A 16,485-nucleotide genomic window follows, 5' to 3' on the forward strand; every position below is an offset into this window, starting at 1 on the left:
ATCCCGTTCACAGAAAATTCTGTGGACCGGGCATTCAGTCTACACTCAGGATTTTTTTTAAATCAAGAAGTTGTAGGTACGCAGCCCGGTATACTTTGGGAAACCTCTTGCGTCTTGCCGCCTATAGCTCAGTTCCGGGCTATTTCTCGGGGTAGCGCCTTCCAAATCCAAACTGCGGCTTGAACAAATGGACTCGCAACGCTACGCACTCGCCTATGCGCATCATCCGTGATTTTCAGTTTATCGAGCCTCAGGACCGCGGTGCCAGTGTGGCGATCGGGAATTTTGACGGCGTCCATATCGGGCATCAGTCGGTGATCGAATTGGCGCGCAATGCCGCCCCGGACGCCCCTTTGGGAGTGCTGACGTTCGAACCCCACCCGCGCGAGTATTTTGCACCCGACGCACCACCCTTTCGCCTGATGCGCGGAAACGCCCGCGCGCACCGGCTGGAAAAGCTGGGGGTGCGGAAACTGTACGAATTGCCCTTCAATGCCGCCTTGGCCGGGCTGACTCCGGAAGAATTCGCGCGCAACGTGATCTGCGACGGGCTGGGCCTGTCGCATGTGGTCGTGGGGGCCGATTTCTGTTTCGGCAAAGGCCGCAGCGGTACGGCGGATGACATGGCCCGCTTTGGGCAGGAAATGGAGTTCGGTGTCACCATTGCCCCGCTGATGGAGCGATCCGAAAACGTGGTATCGTCCACGGCGATCCGCACCGCCCTGTCCGAAGGCCGCCCCCGGGATGCCGCCGCCATGCTGGGCCATTGGCACCGGATCGAGGGCGAGGTGATCGGTGGCGAACAGCGGGGCCGCGAACTGGGTTTTCCCACCGCGAACATGTCCATCGAGGGGCTACACCCGCCGAAATTCGGCGTCTACGCAGTGCTGGTCGATGTGTTGGGCGGCCCCCATCAGGGCAGCTATCATGGCGCGGCCTCGGTTGGCACACGTCCGATGTTTCAGGGCGAAGTCCCCAATATCGAAACTTTCCTGTTCGATTTCTCGGGTGACCTCTACGGGGCTACCCTGTCAGTCGGGCTGGTTGAATACTTGCGGCCAGAGATGAAATTCGACGGGCTGAACGGCCTCATCACTCAAATGGGTGCTGATTGCGATAAGGCCCGCAGCATTCTGACGGCGCTATGACCACCGATCCCATTGATCGCAATGGTCTGAGCCCGCGCTTCTGGGAACGTAAACCGCTGTCCAAGATGAACCAGCGCGAATGGGAAGCGCTGTGCGACGGCTGCGGCAAGTGCTGCCTGAACAAGTTGGAGGACGAGGATACCGGCGAGGTCGCGCTGACCTGCGTCGCCTGCCGCCTGCTGGATGACGAGAGCTGCCGATGCACCCAATACGACATCCGCCACCAGTTCGTGCCGGAATGTATCGTGATGAAGCCTGACAATATCGACGACCACGCCTATTGGCTGCCGCAGACCTGCGCCTACCGGCTGCTGTGGGAGGGGAAACCTCTTTACGACTGGCACCCGTTGATATCTGGTACGCCGGACAGCGTGCACGCCGCCGGAATGTCGGTCCAGGGTCGCACGGTATCCGAGTTCGAAACACCGCTTGAAGAGTGGGAAGATTATATCATCGAGGAGCCCAGCTGATGTATTTCGCCTCTGACAATTCCGGGCCGGTTCACCCACAGGTTATGGCCGCATTGAATACAGCCAATGAGGGTTATCAGATGGCCTATGGTGCCGACACGCTGATGAACGCGGTGCGGGATCGCATTCGTGGCATCTTTGAAGCGCCCGGTGCAACGGTGTATCTGGTAGCAACCGGCACGGCGGCGAATTCGCTGGCGCTGGCGACTTTGGCAAACCCTTGGGATACCGTCTTCTGCTCGCCAGTGGCGCATATCCACGAAGATGAGTGCAACGCACCGGAATTCTACAGCGGAGCCAAACTGACGCTCGTGCCCGGCGGCGACAAGATGGACCCCGAGGCCCTGCGCGGCGCGATTCTGGCCGAGGAAACCCGCGGCGTGCACGGTCCCCAACGCGGGCCGGTGTCGATCACGCAGGTGACAGAGCGTGGCTCGGTCTATTCACTGGCCGAATTGCAGGCGTTGTGTGCCGTGGCCAAGGAGTACGGCCTGCTGGTGCATCTGGACGGTGCGCGGTTCACCAATGCGCTAGTGGCGCTGAATTGCTCTCCGGCCGAGATGACGTGGAAAGCAGGCGTGGACGCGGTCAGTTTTGGCGGCACAAAGAACGGGCTGATGGGGGTCGAGGCGGTTGTCTTTTTCGACGAATCCAAAGCCTGGGAATTCGAGTTGCGCCGCAAACGCGGGGCACATCTGTTTTCCAAACACCGCTATCTGTCGGCGCAGATGGCGGCCTATCTGCAGGATGATCTGTGGCTGAAACTGGCACGTCAGGCCAATGCCAATTGCACCCGACTGGCCGAGGGCTTGCGGATCAAAGGGGCCTCGTTCCTGCACGAGCCGCAGGCGAACATGATCTTCGCGCAGTTCTCGCGGGGGCGGCACAAACAGCTGCACGAAGCAGGTGCCGTCTATCACCTGTGGGGAGCGGAACTGGACGGGGCCGATGACGAGGAAACCCTCGCCTGCCGCTTGGTCTGCGACTGGTCGATCAGCGCCGAGGATATCGACCGGTTTCTTTCCCTGCTTTAACGGTCGCGGGCATCCTGCCAGAACTTCTGCACCAATCCCGCCGTATCTTGCGGATGTGTAATCGGCAGCATATGCCCTGCGCCCTCGACCATGGCGTAGGATGCGTTGGGCAGCCGCTGCTGCAGCCCCTTGCCGATCGCAGGCATCACCGGGTGCGTCCTTGACCCGCTGAGAATCTGCACCGGCATGGTCGCGCAGTCCAGAACGCCGGAGTTCAAAAACCCGCTCCGATCCTGAAACAATACGTCTTCCACCGCAGGAACAACGTGCACGCCCCGCACCATCGCCGCGCGCGTGCGCTCGGGCAGGTCTGGCCAGCGGGGGCTGTCATCGGTGCTCCACATCCGGTTGAACAGGCGCGCGGCCAGCGCCATGTCTCCGGCGGCCAGAGCATCCGTATAGGGCTGCGCTTCGTGGTCATGTTTCGCCACCAACTCGGGCGCATCCTGTTTCGCGACAGCAAAGAACACGGGCTCGATCAACACAGCGCTGCGGACCAGGTCGGGATGCTCGACCGCAAGACGCAGCGCGATCATACCGCCGAAGGAATGGCCGATCACGTCCATCGGTTCGGTCAGTTGAGCAGCAGCCAATTCAGTGGCGAGGTCGAAAAAATCCCCCTGCCCGTCCCAATCCGGGCTGCGGCCGTGTGACAGCATGTCGGGGGCAACCAGGGTCGCTTCACCGGCAAGCGCCGCAGCCAGACCGGACCACGCGCCGGAATGCGCAATGGTGCAGTGCAGGGCCAGCACCTTTCGTGCGCCCTGACCCAAGGTTCTGACGTGGACCGGCAACTGGTCCTTCACACCTTCATCTCGGCCAGGTGCCGATCCAGATCGTCCAGCCTATCCTGACCCCAGAACCTCTGATCATCCTTAGTGATATAGAACGGAGCACCAAAGACGCCACGATCCACGGCCTCTTCCAGATTGGCGGCATAAGTTTCCGCACCCACCAGCAGGCCACTATCAGCAAGGCTCGGATCAAACCCGGCCTGAGACAGGCAATCGCGGATTACGTCATCTTGTGAAATGTCCTTCTCCTCGGCCCAGCAGGCGCGCAGGAAGGATTGGACCAGCTTGCCCATATCCCCTGATCCATCCTTCACCGCCGCAATTACCGCATAAGACGATGGCGCCATATTGGTCGGCCAATGCGCGGGCTGCAGATTGAAATCCATGCCCAGAGCTTTCGATTGCCGCAGCAGCTCCTGCTTGCGGTATTCGATGCGCGAGATATGCCGGTCCTTCGGCGGTGTCCCACCCGTGCGTCCGAACAGCGCCATGATGTCCAGCGGTTTGTAGTTGATCGTTGCCCCATGCTTGGCCGCGACCTCCTCTAGTCGCCCGCCTGCCAAATATGTGAATGGCGAAATTGTCGCAAAAAAGTAGTCAATCTGGGCCATGTGCACTTTCTCCGCTGGGTTATCTTTGCTGGACGGTAAGGCCATGCTAAGCGGTGTCAACATCACGAATCTGTCACATTTGCCATTGCTGCCCGGGGACCTCAGCCGATGCCGACACTCAACGAACCCAAGCTTATCGCTGGGAACGCTAATCTTCCGCTTGCCGAATCCATTGCTCGCCGCATGAGCCTGTATCGCGGTGTCGATCAGGGTCTGGTCGATGCGAGAGTCGAGCGGTTTAACGACGGCGAGATTTTCGTCGAAGTGTTCGAAAACGTGCGCGGCGAGGATATGTTTATTGTCCAGCCGACCTCGAACCCGGCCAATGACAATCTGATGGAGCTGCTGATCATCGCCGATGCGCTGCGCCGGTCTTCGGCCCAGCGGATCACCGCCGTGATCCCCTATTTCGGTTATGCCCGTCAGGACCGCCGCACCAAGGCCCGCACGCCGATCAGTGCCAAGCTGGTTGCAAACATGCTGACCGGTGCCGGGATCGAGCGGATCCTGACCATGGACCTGCACGCCGCCCAGATTCAGGGGTTCTTCGACATGCCGGTCGACAACCTCTATGCCTCTCCGATTTTTGCGCTGGACGTGAAACATCAGTTCAAGAACAACCTGGATGAATTGATGGTCGTCTCGCCTGACGTGGGCGGCGTGGCGCGCGCACGCGAGCTTGCCAAGCGGATCAACGCCCCCCTGTCCATCGTAGACAAGCGCCGCGAAAAGGCTGGTGAAGTGGCCGAGATGACCGTGATCGGTGACGTGAAAGACAAGATCTGCCTGATCGTGGACGACATGTGCGACACAGCTGGTACGCTTTGCAAAGCGGCGCAGGTGCTGTTGGACAACGGCGCAAAGGAGGTGCACTCCTACATAACTCACGGCGTCATGAGTGGCCCCGCGGTCGAGCGTGTGACGAACTCAGTGATGAAATCACTGGTGCTGACCGACACGATCCAACCTACCAAAGAAGTCACCAAGGCCAAGAACATCCGTATTGTCCCGACCGCGCCGATCTTTACCCAGGCGATCCTGAACATTTGGAACGGAACCAGCGTGTCATCGCTGTTCGAGGACAAGACCCTGACACCGATCTACGAATCCATGTACCATAATATCGCCTGACAGAAACGGGCGGCCTAACAGCCGCCCTATTGCATTCCCGACAACCAATCAGGGCAGGACGTTTCCGTGACAGCCTCAAAACGCATCGTTCTTTCAAGCGACCACGCAGCCATCGACCTGCGCCAGGCCGTCGCCACCCATATCTCGGCGAAAGGCTGGGACGTGGTGGATATCGGGCCAACCACTCCCGAAAGCACGCATTACCCCAAACACGGCAAAGCCGCAGCGCAGGCTGTGGCCTCGGGTGATTGCGAGCTGGGGATTGTTCTGTGCGGCACCGGACAGGGCATTATGATGGCAGCCAACAAAGTACCAGGCATCCGTTGCGGCGTCTGCTCGGACGCGTTTTCTGCCCGAATGATCCGTCAGCACAACAATGCAAACATGCTGTCGATCGGAGCGCGTGTGGTGGGGGAAGGTCAGGCTCTGGACATCGTCGACGCCTTTCTGACTGCCGAGTTCGAAGGCGGTCGTCATGCGACGCGTGTAGATATGATTGAGGGAAATGAGGCCTAGAGCAGCATTTCAGGCCACTTCAGACCACCGCAAACCTGGCGGCGCCCGCTTGCAGAGCTCTAGTTGGACCATGTCTGGCACACGTCAATGCATGTTGGCGACGCAACCTTGTGAGCGATCTGTGCCTTAGCGCTACGAATGTTGACAATATAAGCAAAGTTCAGACGTCTCACGCCCATTTTACAGCGGCTCCTTTCTTGGCCTCGGCGCATCAACTACGCTGACGTCTGACCAATTTTCACCACATTGCCTTGGTAAAAATCCTGCAAAAACAAACTTATAGAGTTTCAGACCTCGCTCCATGTCAAACACAAGCTTTCAAGACCGCATTCAACGCATCAACGCCAACAACCTGCAAGCAACCTCTGACCTTTCGCAAAAAGAAACAAAAGCTCCGTCACTCAGACCAAATCACTGGAAGGTCCTTGTCGGCATACTGTTTTTGAGTGTCGGCCAACAAGCAATAAAACAGGCAAACGAAAGTTACGAGGTTATAAAGCAAAGCTATGGGATCGGTGCCGCAGCCGGGCTAGGTGTTGTGGGGGTAATCGCGTTAGTGGCTGGCTGTATCCTAATGTACCGCGGCATTACTGCTGGCAACAAACAGCGGAACAAGGCGATCTCGGACGCCTCCATAACGGGCGGGCGTCGAAAGCGTATTGCGTCAAACAGGGCTCGGGCCATATGTTCCATAGTGGGCTTCACCTTTGGCGTCATTGCCACATTTTACCTTATTACAGGCAAAATCGCCCACTCAATGGATACCGAGAGTGCCCGCGAGTACTCCCTTGGGGCCGGCGTGATTATGATTGGTCTCCCTCTGCTGTCCTTGCTGATAGGATTAATCGGACTTTTCGTGCGTGGTTATGCCTTGAGCCGTGTTCCGGTCTATTGCGTCCTTGGAGCCGTCATAACGATTTCCACCATAATGCTGAGTGGTACTAATCCTTACGAATGGAACTGGTTGTTTTCCAGACTACACTGATCATCCCCAAAAGTGCGCAGCATATTTTTCTAACTACTTCCAGACTCAGGCGTTCAATCATTCACGAGATATCCCAGTCATCCTCATGTGCGATCTCTCCGATTGCAGTCCAGTTCACCCGGATTCGCGCAATCCGAGTGTCAGACCATGTTCGAAAGATGGCAGTAAACCCTTCAGATGTAATATCCGAAGCCGTCACCTCAGCTCGCAACGCGGAGGACGTATCAACATCCCAAAGCGAGACACCGATCTGAACCACTGGCGCAGAGCGGAATGGTTGGCTGAAAGTAACGGCAGAACGCCGTTCGCGCGGGCCTTCTCCGGTCCACATATCGCCGCCGTCAGCGAAATCAGAAAACAGCACTGCCTCGCCTTGGTCGATACCAATTGGGTGGGTTCGAAAAGTCTTCATTTTTGATGTCTTTGTCTTTGTATTCCCTACACCTATCCTGCGACTCCGGGAAAATCACGACAAAAAAAAACGGCCCCGCACAGGCGGAGCCGTTTTAAATCACAAGAAAAGCCAGAGCCTTACAGGCTCATATGCGTTCCAAGGGCTTCCATGTCGGCCAACAGCTTGGCGGCGTCGTCGACGATGCTCTGATCGTCTCCGTTCTTGGCCACTTCGTGCGAAGCGCGGGCCTCAGCGATCAGGTCATCCAGTTGCGACCGGGTCACCTCGGTCACCGGAATGGCCTTTTCGGCCAGAACCGACAGGCTATCTCCGTTGATCTGAGCAAACCCGCCGGTGACCAGATACTCGCTGGAGCCTTCGGGTGAGTCGACCTTCAGGATGCCCGGGCGCAGGGTAGTGATGGTGGGGGCATGATCGGGCATCGCCGTCATGTCCCCGTCCGCGCCGGGAATCTGGACCGCCGTCGCCGCAAGCGAAGCTAGGCTCCGCTCGGGGCTGACGAGGTCGAATTGCATCGTGTTTGCCATCAGGGATACTCCTTAGGCGGCTTCTGCGGCCATCTTTTCCGCTTTGGCGATCACTTCTTCGATACCGCCAACCATCAGGAAGGCCGCTTCGGGCAGGTGATCGTATTCGCCAGCCACAACGGCCTTGAACGACGAGATGGTGACATCCAGCGGAACCTGAACGCCCGGCGAGCCGGTGAAGACCTCGGCCACGTCGAACGGCTGTGACAGGAAGCGTTCGATCTTACGGGCACGGGCCACGGTCAGTTTGTCCTCTTCCGACAGTTCGTCCATGCCGAGGATGGCAATGATGTCCTGCAGCGACTTGTAACGCTGGAGGATCTGCTGAACGTCGGTCGCAACCTTATAGTGCTCTTCACCAACGATGGCCGGGTCGAGCAGACGCGAGGTCGAGTCGAGCGGGTCAACGGCCGGGTAGATACCTTTTTCCGAGATCGCACGGTTAAGAACGGTGGTCGCGTCCAAGTGGGCGAACGAGGTTGCCGGCGCGGGGTCGGTAAGGTCGTCCGCAGGCACGTAGATCGCTTGAACCGAGGTGATCGAGCCCGACTTGGTCGAAGTGATGCGTTCCTGCAGGGCGCCCATGTCGGTGGCCAGCGTGGGCTGGTAGCCCACCGCCGAAGGAATACGACCCAGCAGAGCCGAAACCTCGGAGCCCGCCTGCGTGAAGCGGAAGATATTGTCGACGAAGAACAGAACGTCGGTACCGGACTGGTCGCGGAACTGCTCGGCCAGGGTCAGACCGGTCAGAGCAACTCGTGCACGCGCTCCCGGAGGTTCGTTCATCTGACCGTAAACCAGGGCCACCTGCGATTCCGACAGGTTGTCCGGCTTGATAACGTTCGATTCGATCATCTCGTGGTACAGGTCGTTCCCTTCACGGGTCCGTTCGCCAACACCCGCGAACACCGAAAAGCCCGAGTGCACTTTTGCAATGTTATTGATCAGTTCCATGATCAGAACGGTTTTACCAACGCCGGCGCCGCCGAACAGGCCGATCTTACCGCCTTTGGCGTAAGGGGCCAGCAGGTCAACAACCTTAATGCCGGTCACCAGAACTTCCGACTCGGTCGACTGTTCATCAAAGCTCGGTGCAGGCTGGTGGATTGCGCGGGCTTCGGTCGCTTCGACCGGGCCTTTTTCGTCGATCGGCTCACCAACCACGTTCAGGATGCGGCCCAGGGTGGCGTTGCCAACCGGAACCGAGATCGGTGCGCCGGTGTCCGACACTTCTTCGCCACGGACCAGACCTTCGGTCGCGTCCATCGCGATGGTGCGGACGGTGTTTTCACCCAGGTGCTGAGCAACTTCCAACACCAGGCGCTTGCCGTTGTTGGTAGTTTCCAGCGCGTTCAGAATTTCAGGCAGCTGATCTTCGAAGTGCACGTCGACGACGGCCCCGATGATCTGTGTGACTTTGCCTTTTGCATTCGCCATGTTTCGTCTCCGGTTTGTCTCTACAGCGCTTCGGCGCCGGAAATAATTTCAATCAGCTCGTTGGTGATCACGGCCTGACGCGAGCGGTTGAACTGGATCGTCAGCTTGTCGATCATCTCACCCGCGTTGCGTGTCGCGTTGTCCATCGCGGACATCCGTGCACCCTGTTCAGACGCTCCGTTTTCGAGCAGAGCCGAGAAGATCGCGGTCGCAACCCCCTTGGGCAGCAGGTCGGCCAGGATGGCCTCTTCGCTGGGCTCGTAGTCGAAGATGGCACCGCTGTCGTCACCCTCGGTGTCCTCAAACGAGGCGGGGATGACCTGCTGTGCCGTCGGGATCTGGGTCACAACGTTGACGAACTTCGAGTAGAAGATCGTGGCAACGTCGAACTCACCCCCGTCAAAGCGGGACAGAACGTCCTTCGCGATGTCCTGCGCGTTGGTGTAACCCAGACGCTTGACCTCGCTCAGGTCGACATGTCCAACGAACAGATCGCCAAGATCACGCTTCAGCGCGTCGCGACCCTTTTTGCCGACGGTCAGAACCTTGACCGTCTTGCCTTTCAGGCGCAGCTCTTCCGCTTTGACACGGGCCAGCTTGGCGATGCTCGAGTTGAAGCCGCCACACAGGCCGCGCTCAGCTGTCATGACAACCAGCAGGTGGACATCATCACTGCCCGTACCCCGGAGCAGCTTGGGGGCGCTGTCGCTGCCCCCGACCGACGCCGCCAACCCCGCCATTACAGCATTGAACTGCTTGGCATAGGGACGCGAGGCTTCGGCAGATTCCTGGGCGCGGCGCAGTTTTGCAGCCGCGACCATCTGCATGGCCTTGGTGATCTTGCGGGTCGATTTGACCGACTCGATCCTGTTTTTAAGGTCCTTAAGATTTGGCATATGCCCGCCTCTCCCTTAAGCGAAGGTTGCGGCGTATTCGTCAATCGCAGCCTTGATCTTGTCGGAAGCGTCGCCCTTGATCTTGGGATCTTCGTCCGTGATCCACTGAAGCAGATCCGCGTGCTTGCCACGCAGATGCGCCAGCAGGCCAGCTTCGTAACGGCCTACATCGGACACGTCGATCTTGTCGAGGTAACCGTTGGTACCGGCGAAGATGACGCAAACGATTTCAGCGTTGGTCAGCGGCGAGTACTGCGGCTGTTTCATCAGCTCGGTCAGACGTGCGCCACGGTTCAGCAGCTGCTGGGTCGCGGCGTCCAGGTCAGAACCGAACTGCGCAAACGCAGCCATTTCGCGATACTGAGCCAGCTCCAGCTTAACCGGACCAGCAACCGACTTCATCGAGTTGGTCTGAGCCGAGGAGCCTACACGCGAAACCGACAGACCGGTGTTCACAGCAGGACGGATGCCCTGATAGAACAGTTCGGTTTCCAGGAAGATCTGACCGTCGGTGATCGAAATCACGTTGGTCGGAATAAACGCCGAAACGTCTCCACCCTGAGTTTCGATAACCGGCAGAGCAGTCAGCGAGCCTGCACCGAAGTCCTCGTTCAGCTTCGCCGAGCGCTCAAGCAGCCGCGAGTGGAGGTAGAAAACGTCACCAGGATAGGCTTCACGTCCGGGCGGGCGGCGCAGCAGCAGCGACATCTGACGATAGGACACAGCCTGTTTCGACAGGTCATCATAGATGATCAGCGCGTGGCGGCCGTTGTCACGGAAGTACTCGGCCATTGCAGTTGCGGCGTAAGGTGCCAGGAACTGCATCGGCGCCGGGTCGGACGCGGTTGCGGCCACAACGATCGAGTAGTCGATCGCACCGGATTCTTCCAGTTTCTTCACCAGCTGCGCAACGGTCGAACGCTTTTGACCAATCGCAACGTAGACACAGTACAGCTTCTTCGACTCGTCGTCGCCTGCTGCGTCGTTATAGGTTTTCTGGTTCAGGATCGCGTCCAGAGCAACGGCAGTTTTACCGGTCTGACGGTCGCCAATGATAAGTTCCCGCTGGCCACGGCCAATCGGGATCATCGCGTCAACCGATTTCAGGCCGGTTGCCATCGGTTCGTGAACCGATTTACGCGGGATGATGCCGGGCGCTTTGACGTCTGCAACGCCACGCTTGGTTGCGTTGATCGGGCCCTTGCCGTCCAGCGGGTTACCCAGACCGTCAACAACACGGCCCAGCAGCTCGTCACCGATCGGAACGTCCACGATCGAGTTCGTGCGCTTAACAGTGTCACCTTCTTTGATGTCACGGTCCGAACCGAAGATAACGACACCGACGTTGTCGCTTTCCAGGTTCAACGCCATGCCCATGATGCCGCCGGGGAATTCGACCATCTCACCGGCTTGTACGTTGTCCAGGCCGTATACACGGGCAATCCCGTCACCGACGCTCAGCACGCGACCGATCTCGGCCACTTCGGCTTCCTGACCAAAATTTTTGATCTGGTCCTTCAGGATTGCAGAAATCTCTGCAGCTTGGATTCCCATTTATCCGACCTCTTTCATTGCATTCTGTAGGGAGTTCAGCTTCGAACGGATCGAGCTATCGATCATTTTCGAGCCCACTTTAACGACAAGACCGCCGATGAGGCTTTCATCAACGGTCGCATTGATTGTCACGGTCTTGCCCACACGCTCGGACAGCGTCTTGGACAGTTTTTCCATTTGCGTCTTGGTCAGCGCCTTGGCCGACGCAACATCTGCGGTCACTTCGCCACGCTCGTCCGCCAGCATTTCGCGCAGGACTTGAACCAGTTGCGGAACGACAAACAGGCGGCGCTTTTGCGCCATCAGACCCAGCGTGTTGCGCAGGATGGCGTGCAAACCCATCTTGTCGGCAACTGCGGTGATTGCGCCTTCTTGTTCGGCACGCGAAACCAGCGGAGATGCGATCAGGTCGCGCAATTCGGCGCTTTCGCCCAAAGCTGCAGCCAGATCATTGATGCCGGATTCCAGACCTGCAAGGTCATTGTTCTCTTTCGCAATCTCAAAGATTGCGGTGGCATAGCGCTCGGCGATGCCAGTGGAAATCGAAGCTGGTTCGGACACGTCCACCCTTCCGATATTTGAGGCCCCGATTTTGAGTAGCGGCCGCTACCTTGGGGCGTGAGGAAACCCCGTCCATGTAGGGCGGGGATCAAAATCACCGGGGATGTAGCAGAGCAGAACCAACCAAGCAATATACTATAGCGGTAACGGAATTATCCACAAAACATTACTTTTCAACATCTTACACCAAGTGCGACGGTTTGAACCCCCAAGGTCAGGTGAAAAATGTTACGAATATGCAAGTTTTTGCGATTCCTGTGACTTTTTTCCCGCGTTTTTTCCGCTCTTTTGGCGGATGAGCGGTCACGCGGGCTTTAACAAGCCATCCAGTGCCTTGATGGGGCGCCGCTCAGTGTCCTTTGTGACGCTGCCGCTGGGCGGGCGGATATGTTTGGTCGCCTCAACCATCAGAACACCACCGGCCATGACCGTGGGCAAGCGCTGCCCGGTTTTCTCGATCAGACTTCCCGATTTCAGCCAGAACCGGCGGAAGGACGGCGGCATGTACAGGGCGGAACAGTGGCTTTCAGGAAGAAAATGGTGCTCTTTCAACTGGCTCTCGAGCTGCGACGCCGAATACGGTCGCCCGAATCCGAACGGAGTCCGGTCCGTCCGCGACCACAACCCCGCCCGGTTCGGCACAACGAACAAAGCGCGCCCACCCGGGCCCAGAACGCGCCAGCATTCGTCGAGCAGTTCACTGGGACGGCTCGAAGTCTCCAGGCCGTGCATCACCACCAATTTGTCCACATGGCCGGTTTCGACCGGCCACATGGTTTCCTCGGTCAGAACTGATACGTTGGACATCCCCGGGGGCCACGGCATCACTCCCTGTGGCCCAGGCATCAGGCCGATTACCCGCCGCGCGTCGGCCAGAAAGGGGCGCAGCAAGGGCACCGCGAAGCCGAAGCCCACCACAGTCTGCCCCTTGGCTTCGGGCCATATCTCGGTCAACCGACCCCGAATAGCCGCCTGCGCCGCCCGGCCCAATGTGCTGCGGTAGTAGAAGTTCCTCAAATCCTGCACATCAAGATGCATTGCGGACACCCGGTCAATCGGCTTAGCTGAGCGCAGTCTAGCAACGAAAGGGCAAAAGGCCATGCCTCTTGAGATCGTCACCATCCCATGTCTCAGCGATAACTACGCTTTTCTGGCGCATGACGCTGCCAGTGGCCAGACCGCCCTTATTGACGCACCCGAATCCGGCCCAATTCTGGGCGAATTGGACAGGCGCGGCTGGAAGCTCAGCCATGTGCTGCTGACGCACCACCATTTCGACCACGTGGATGGTCTACCCGCAATTCTGGAAAACCACCCAGCCAAGGTTGTTGGCGCAGCTGCCGACGCCCATCGCCTGCCCCCGCTGGACCAGCAGGTCTCGGACGGCGATACTTTCGAGATCGGAGGCGAACCGGTTCAGGTCCTGGACGTTTCCGGCCACACCATCGGGCATGTAGCCTATCATATGCCGATTAGCTCTGTGGTTTTCACCGCTGACAGCCTGATGGCCCTTGGCTGCGGCCGCCTGTTCGAGGGGACTGCACCGCAAATGTGGGCGTCCCTCAGCAAACTGGCCACCCTGCCCGGCGACACTCTCGTTTGCTCTGGTCACGAATATACTCAATCCAACGCGAAATTCGCTGTCACCGTCGACCCGGACAATGCCGCACTGCAGCAACGCAAAGCTGATATTGATGCTGCCCGCGCAGCAGGACAACCCACTGTTCCGTCGACCCTGGCGCTGGAAAAGGCCACAAACCCGTTTCTGCGCGCCACTGATCCGGCGATTCAGGCGCATTTGGGGATGGAAAATGGCGACGCCGCTGAGGTTTTTGCCGAAATCCGGGCTAGAAAGGACCGCTTCTAGTGCATATTTCGCTCTCTTCTCGGACACGGTCACGTTAAATGTGACTGTCAAGAGAAAGAAAACCCTTGAAGCCGGGCCACGATCAACCAAACTCTAATAGTATGAGGACATGGTTGGATCGGGGCCATAGACGCCCCCCTTCGACCCAAGACAGAGGAGCACCCGCGTGCCTTCATTCTCGAGCACATTAGAACAAGCCATTCACGCGGCCCTGGCGGCTGCGAATGAGCGGCGACATGAATTCGCAACGCTGGAGCATCTGCTGCTGGCGCTGCTGGAGGAACCTGATGCCATCCGCGTCATGAAAGCCTGCAGCGTCGATCTGGATGAACTGCGCAGCACTCTGGTCGAATTCATTGACGAAGACCTGTCCAATCTGGTCACAGATATCGACGGCTCCGAAGCCGTACCAACGGCCGCGTTCCAACGGGTGATCCAACGCGCCGCGATCCACGTTCAAAGCTCGGGCCGAACCGAAGTGACCGGCGCCAACGTCCTGGTCGCTATCTTTGCCGAACGCGAAAGCAACGCAGCTTATTTCCTGCAGGAACAGGACATGACCCGCTATGATGCGGTGAACTTCATCGCGCATGGTGTGGCCAAAGACCCTGCGTATGGCGAAAACCGCTCGGTTTCAGGCGCCGATCAGGTCGAGGAAGAGGTTCAGTCCACCGCAGGCGAAGGCGACCAGAAAGAGAGCGCGCTTGGAAAATACTGCATTGATCTGAACGCCAAATCACGGGCGGGCGATGTAGACCCGCTGATCGGGCGCGCCGATGAGGTTGAACGCTGCATTCAGGTTCTCTGCCGTCGCCGCAAGAACAACCCGCTGCTGGTGGGTGATCCGGGCGTAGGCAAAACCGCCATCGCCGAAGGATTGGCGCACAAAATCGTCGCGGGCGAGGCACCCGATGTGCTGGCCAACACCACTATCTTTTCGCTGGACATGGGCGCGCTGCTTGCGGGCACCCGCTATCGCGGTGATTTCGAAGAACGACTCAAGGCGGTCGTCACCGAGTTGGAAGATCACCCCGACGCGGTGCTGTTCATCGACGAGATTCACACTGTGATCGGCGCCGGCGCCACCTCGGGTGGCGCAATGGATGCGTCCAACCTGCTGAAACCTGCGCTGCAGGGCGGCAAGCTGCGCACAATGGGCTCGACCACATACAAAGAGTTCCGCCAGCACTTCGAAAAAGACCGCGCGCTTAGCCGCCGGTTCCAGAAGATCGACGTGAACGAGCCTTCGGTCGAGGACAGCGTGAAAATCCTGCGCGGTCTGAAACCCTATTTCGAAGAACATCACGAGATCAAATACACCGCGGACGCGATCAAGACCGCCGTTGAACTCTCAGCGCGTTACATCAATGACCGCAAACTGCCTGACAAGGCTATCGACGTGATCGACGAGGCCGGTGCCGCACAGCATCTGGTTGCGGAAAGCAAGCGTCGCAAGACCATTGGCGTGAAAGAGATTGAGGCCGTTGTCGCCAAGATCGCCCGCATCCCACCGAAGAACGTCACCAAAGACGATGCCGAGGTTCTGAAAGACCTCGAAGCATCCTTGAAACGTGTCGTGTTCGGTCAGGATGACGCCATCGTGGCGCTGTCCAGTGCGATCAAACTGGCCCGCGCCGGTCTCCGGGAACCTGAAAAGCCTATCGGTAACTATCTGTTTGCCGGTCCGACCGGTGTGGGTAAAACCGAGGTTGCGAAACAGTTGGCGGATACGCTGGGTGTGGAACTGCTGCGCTTCGACATGTCCGAGTACATGGAGAAACACGCAGTTTCCCGTCTGATCGGTGCGCCTCCGGGCTATGTCGGTTTTGATCAGGGCGGTCTGCTAACCGACGGCGTCGACCAGCATCCGCATTGCGTATTGTTGCTGGATGAGATCGAGAAAGCGCATCCGGATGTGTTCAACATTCTGTTGCAGGTGATGGACCACGGTGAGTTGACCGATCACAACGGCCGCACAGTGAATTTCCGCAACGTGGTTCTGATCATGACCTCGAACGCGGGCGCGCAGGAACAGGCCAAGGCCGCCATCGGTTTCGGGCGCGATCGTCGCGAAGGTGAAGACACCGCCGCGATCGAGCGCATGTTCACACCTGAATTCCGCAACCGCTTGGATGCCGTGATCTCCTTCGCACCGCTGCCGAAAGAGGTCATCCTGCAGGTCGTCGAGAAGTTCGTGCTGCAACTTGAAGCGCAACTGCTGGACCGCAACGTAACCATCGACCTGACGCCCAAGGCCGCCGAATGGCTGGCCGATAAGGGCTATGACGACAAAATGGGCGCGCGTCCGCTGGGCCGCGTGATCCAGGAGCACATCAAGAAGCCCCTGGCCGAGGAACTGCTGTTCGGCAAGCTGGCCAAGGGCGGTGTGGTCCGTGTCTCGGTCAAGAAAGGCGAGTTGAACCTGGAAATCTTCGGCCCGGATCAGCCGCGCATTCCGGGCGACAAACCGCCACTGCTGACGGCGGACTAACGTCAAACCGACGACTATATCAGCAGCAAAACGCCCGGTTAGTCCTTC

Annotated in this window: 17 protein-coding genes; 8 read left to right on the plus strand and 9 right to left on the minus strand. The window is 58.5% G+C overall.

Translation table 11 applies throughout. The features are described 5' to 3' along the window. Positions 1–215 precede the first annotated feature (215 nt). From ACR0IM_RS07505 to ACR0IM_RS07515, 3 genes are read left to right on the plus strand one after another with little or no spacing between them, the layout of a single operon-like run. Complete coding sequence (locus ACR0IM_RS07505; RefSeq protein ID WP_480681345.1) at positions 216–1,148, plus strand: bifunctional riboflavin kinase/FAD synthetase; 933 nt, start codon at positions 216–218, stop codon at positions 1,146–1,148. Further along, entirely contained in the window at positions 1,145–1,618 is a 474-nt protein-coding gene (locus ACR0IM_RS07510) for a YcgN family cysteine cluster protein (RefSeq protein ID WP_480681346.1), read from the plus strand. Before ACR0IM_RS07505 ends, ACR0IM_RS07510 begins: the two co-directional genes overlap by 4 nt. Further along, entirely contained in the window at positions 1,618–2,652 is a 1,035-nt protein-coding gene (locus ACR0IM_RS07515; RefSeq protein WP_480681347.1) for a threonine aldolase family protein, read from the plus strand. The genes ACR0IM_RS07510 and ACR0IM_RS07515 overlap by 1 nt, the downstream gene beginning before the upstream one ends. Here ACR0IM_RS07515 and ACR0IM_RS07520 read toward each other — a convergent pair. Together ACR0IM_RS07520 and ACR0IM_RS07525 are read right to left on the minus strand one after the other, a co-directional pair. Continuing rightward, positions 2,649–3,458: an alpha/beta fold hydrolase gene (locus ACR0IM_RS07520; protein ID WP_480641053.1), complete on the minus strand. Its 810-nt coding sequence runs from the start codon at positions 3,456–3,458 to the stop codon at positions 2,649–2,651. The genes ACR0IM_RS07515 and ACR0IM_RS07520 overlap by 4 nt on opposite strands. Then, on the minus strand, positions 3,455–4,057 hold the full coding sequence (locus tag ACR0IM_RS07525) for a DsbA family protein (RefSeq protein WP_480590285.1): 603 nt from the start codon (positions 4,055–4,057) through the stop codon (positions 3,455–3,457). Before ACR0IM_RS07525 ends, ACR0IM_RS07520 begins: the two co-directional genes overlap by 4 nt. A 108-nt stretch (positions 4,058–4,165) precedes the next feature. Between ACR0IM_RS07525 and ACR0IM_RS07530 the strand changes: the two genes are divergently transcribed. The 3 genes from ACR0IM_RS07530 to ACR0IM_RS07540 all read left to right on the plus strand — a co-directional run bounded on the left by ACR0IM_RS07530 (position 4,166) and on the right by ACR0IM_RS07540 (position 6,689). Beyond that, the gene (locus ACR0IM_RS07530) at positions 4,166–5,188 is read left to right on the plus strand and encodes a ribose-phosphate pyrophosphokinase (protein ID WP_480590287.1); all 1,023 of its coding nucleotides are present in this window, start codon (positions 4,166–4,168) and stop codon (positions 5,186–5,188) included. A 66-nt stretch (positions 5,189–5,254) separates the two neighbouring features. After that, positions 5,255–5,704, plus strand: a complete 450-nt coding sequence (gene rpiB, locus ACR0IM_RS07535) for a ribose 5-phosphate isomerase B (RefSeq protein ID WP_480590289.1) — start codon at positions 5,255–5,257, stop codon at positions 5,702–5,704. A 301-nt stretch (positions 5,705–6,005) separates the two neighbouring features. Further along, the gene (locus ACR0IM_RS07540) at positions 6,006–6,689 is read left to right on the plus strand and encodes a hypothetical protein (RefSeq protein ID WP_480641054.1); all 684 of its coding nucleotides are present in this window, start codon (positions 6,006–6,008) and stop codon (positions 6,687–6,689) included. A 61-nt stretch (positions 6,690–6,750) separates the two neighbouring features. Here ACR0IM_RS07540 and ACR0IM_RS07545 read toward each other — a convergent pair whose 3' ends face one another. From ACR0IM_RS07545 to ACR0IM_RS07575, 7 genes are all read right to left on the minus strand, one after another. Beyond that, a complete protein-coding gene (locus ACR0IM_RS07545) occupies positions 6,751–7,101 on the minus strand; it encodes an H-type lectin domain-containing protein (RefSeq protein WP_480590293.1) in 351 nt (116 codons plus the stop codon). 119 nt (positions 7,102–7,220) lie between these two features. Further along, positions 7,221–7,631 carry a F0F1 ATP synthase subunit epsilon gene (locus ACR0IM_RS07550; protein WP_480590295.1) on the minus strand — a complete coding sequence of 137 codons (411 nt, stop codon included), beginning with the start codon at positions 7,629–7,631 and terminating at the stop codon, positions 7,221–7,223. A gap of 12 nt (positions 7,632–7,643) precedes the next feature. Further along, positions 7,644–9,068 carry a F0F1 ATP synthase subunit beta gene (gene atpD / locus ACR0IM_RS07555; RefSeq protein ID WP_480590297.1) on the minus strand — a complete coding sequence of 475 codons (1,425 nt, stop codon included), beginning with the start codon at positions 9,066–9,068 and terminating at the stop codon, positions 7,644–7,646. Positions 9,069–9,088: 20 nt separating this feature from the next. Beyond that, positions 9,089–9,964, minus strand: coding sequence for a F0F1 ATP synthase subunit gamma (locus ACR0IM_RS07560; RefSeq protein WP_480681349.1), 876 nt, complete (start codon positions 9,962–9,964; stop codon positions 9,089–9,091). Positions 9,965–9,979: 15 nt separating this feature from the next. Next, positions 9,980–11,518, minus strand: a complete 1,539-nt coding sequence (gene atpA / locus ACR0IM_RS07565) for a F0F1 ATP synthase subunit alpha (RefSeq protein ID WP_480590301.1) — start codon at positions 11,516–11,518, stop codon at positions 9,980–9,982. Beyond that, positions 11,519–12,079: a F0F1 ATP synthase subunit delta gene (locus ACR0IM_RS07570; RefSeq protein WP_480590304.1), complete on the minus strand. Its 561-nt coding sequence runs from the start codon at positions 12,077–12,079 to the stop codon at positions 11,519–11,521. A 303-nt stretch (positions 12,080–12,382) separates the two neighbouring features. Then, the gene (locus tag ACR0IM_RS07575) at positions 12,383–13,117 is read right to left on the minus strand and encodes a methyltransferase domain-containing protein (RefSeq protein ID WP_480590306.1); all 735 of its coding nucleotides are present in this window, start codon (positions 13,115–13,117) and stop codon (positions 12,383–12,385) included. A gap of 61 nt (positions 13,118–13,178) precedes the next feature. On the opposite strand from ACR0IM_RS07575, the gene gloB reads away from it, so the two are divergent. Then, entirely contained in the window at positions 13,179–13,946 is a 768-nt protein-coding gene (gene gloB / locus ACR0IM_RS07580) for a hydroxyacylglutathione hydrolase (RefSeq protein WP_480681351.1), read from the plus strand. Positions 13,947–14,112: 166 nt separating this feature from the next. Beyond that, a complete protein-coding gene (gene clpA, locus ACR0IM_RS07585; RefSeq protein WP_480590311.1) occupies positions 14,113–16,437 on the plus strand; it encodes an ATP-dependent Clp protease ATP-binding subunit ClpA in 2,325 nt (774 codons plus the stop codon). Positions 16,438–16,485: the final 48 nt, after the last annotated feature.

The organism is Ruegeria sp. BF6, assembly GCF_056538665.1.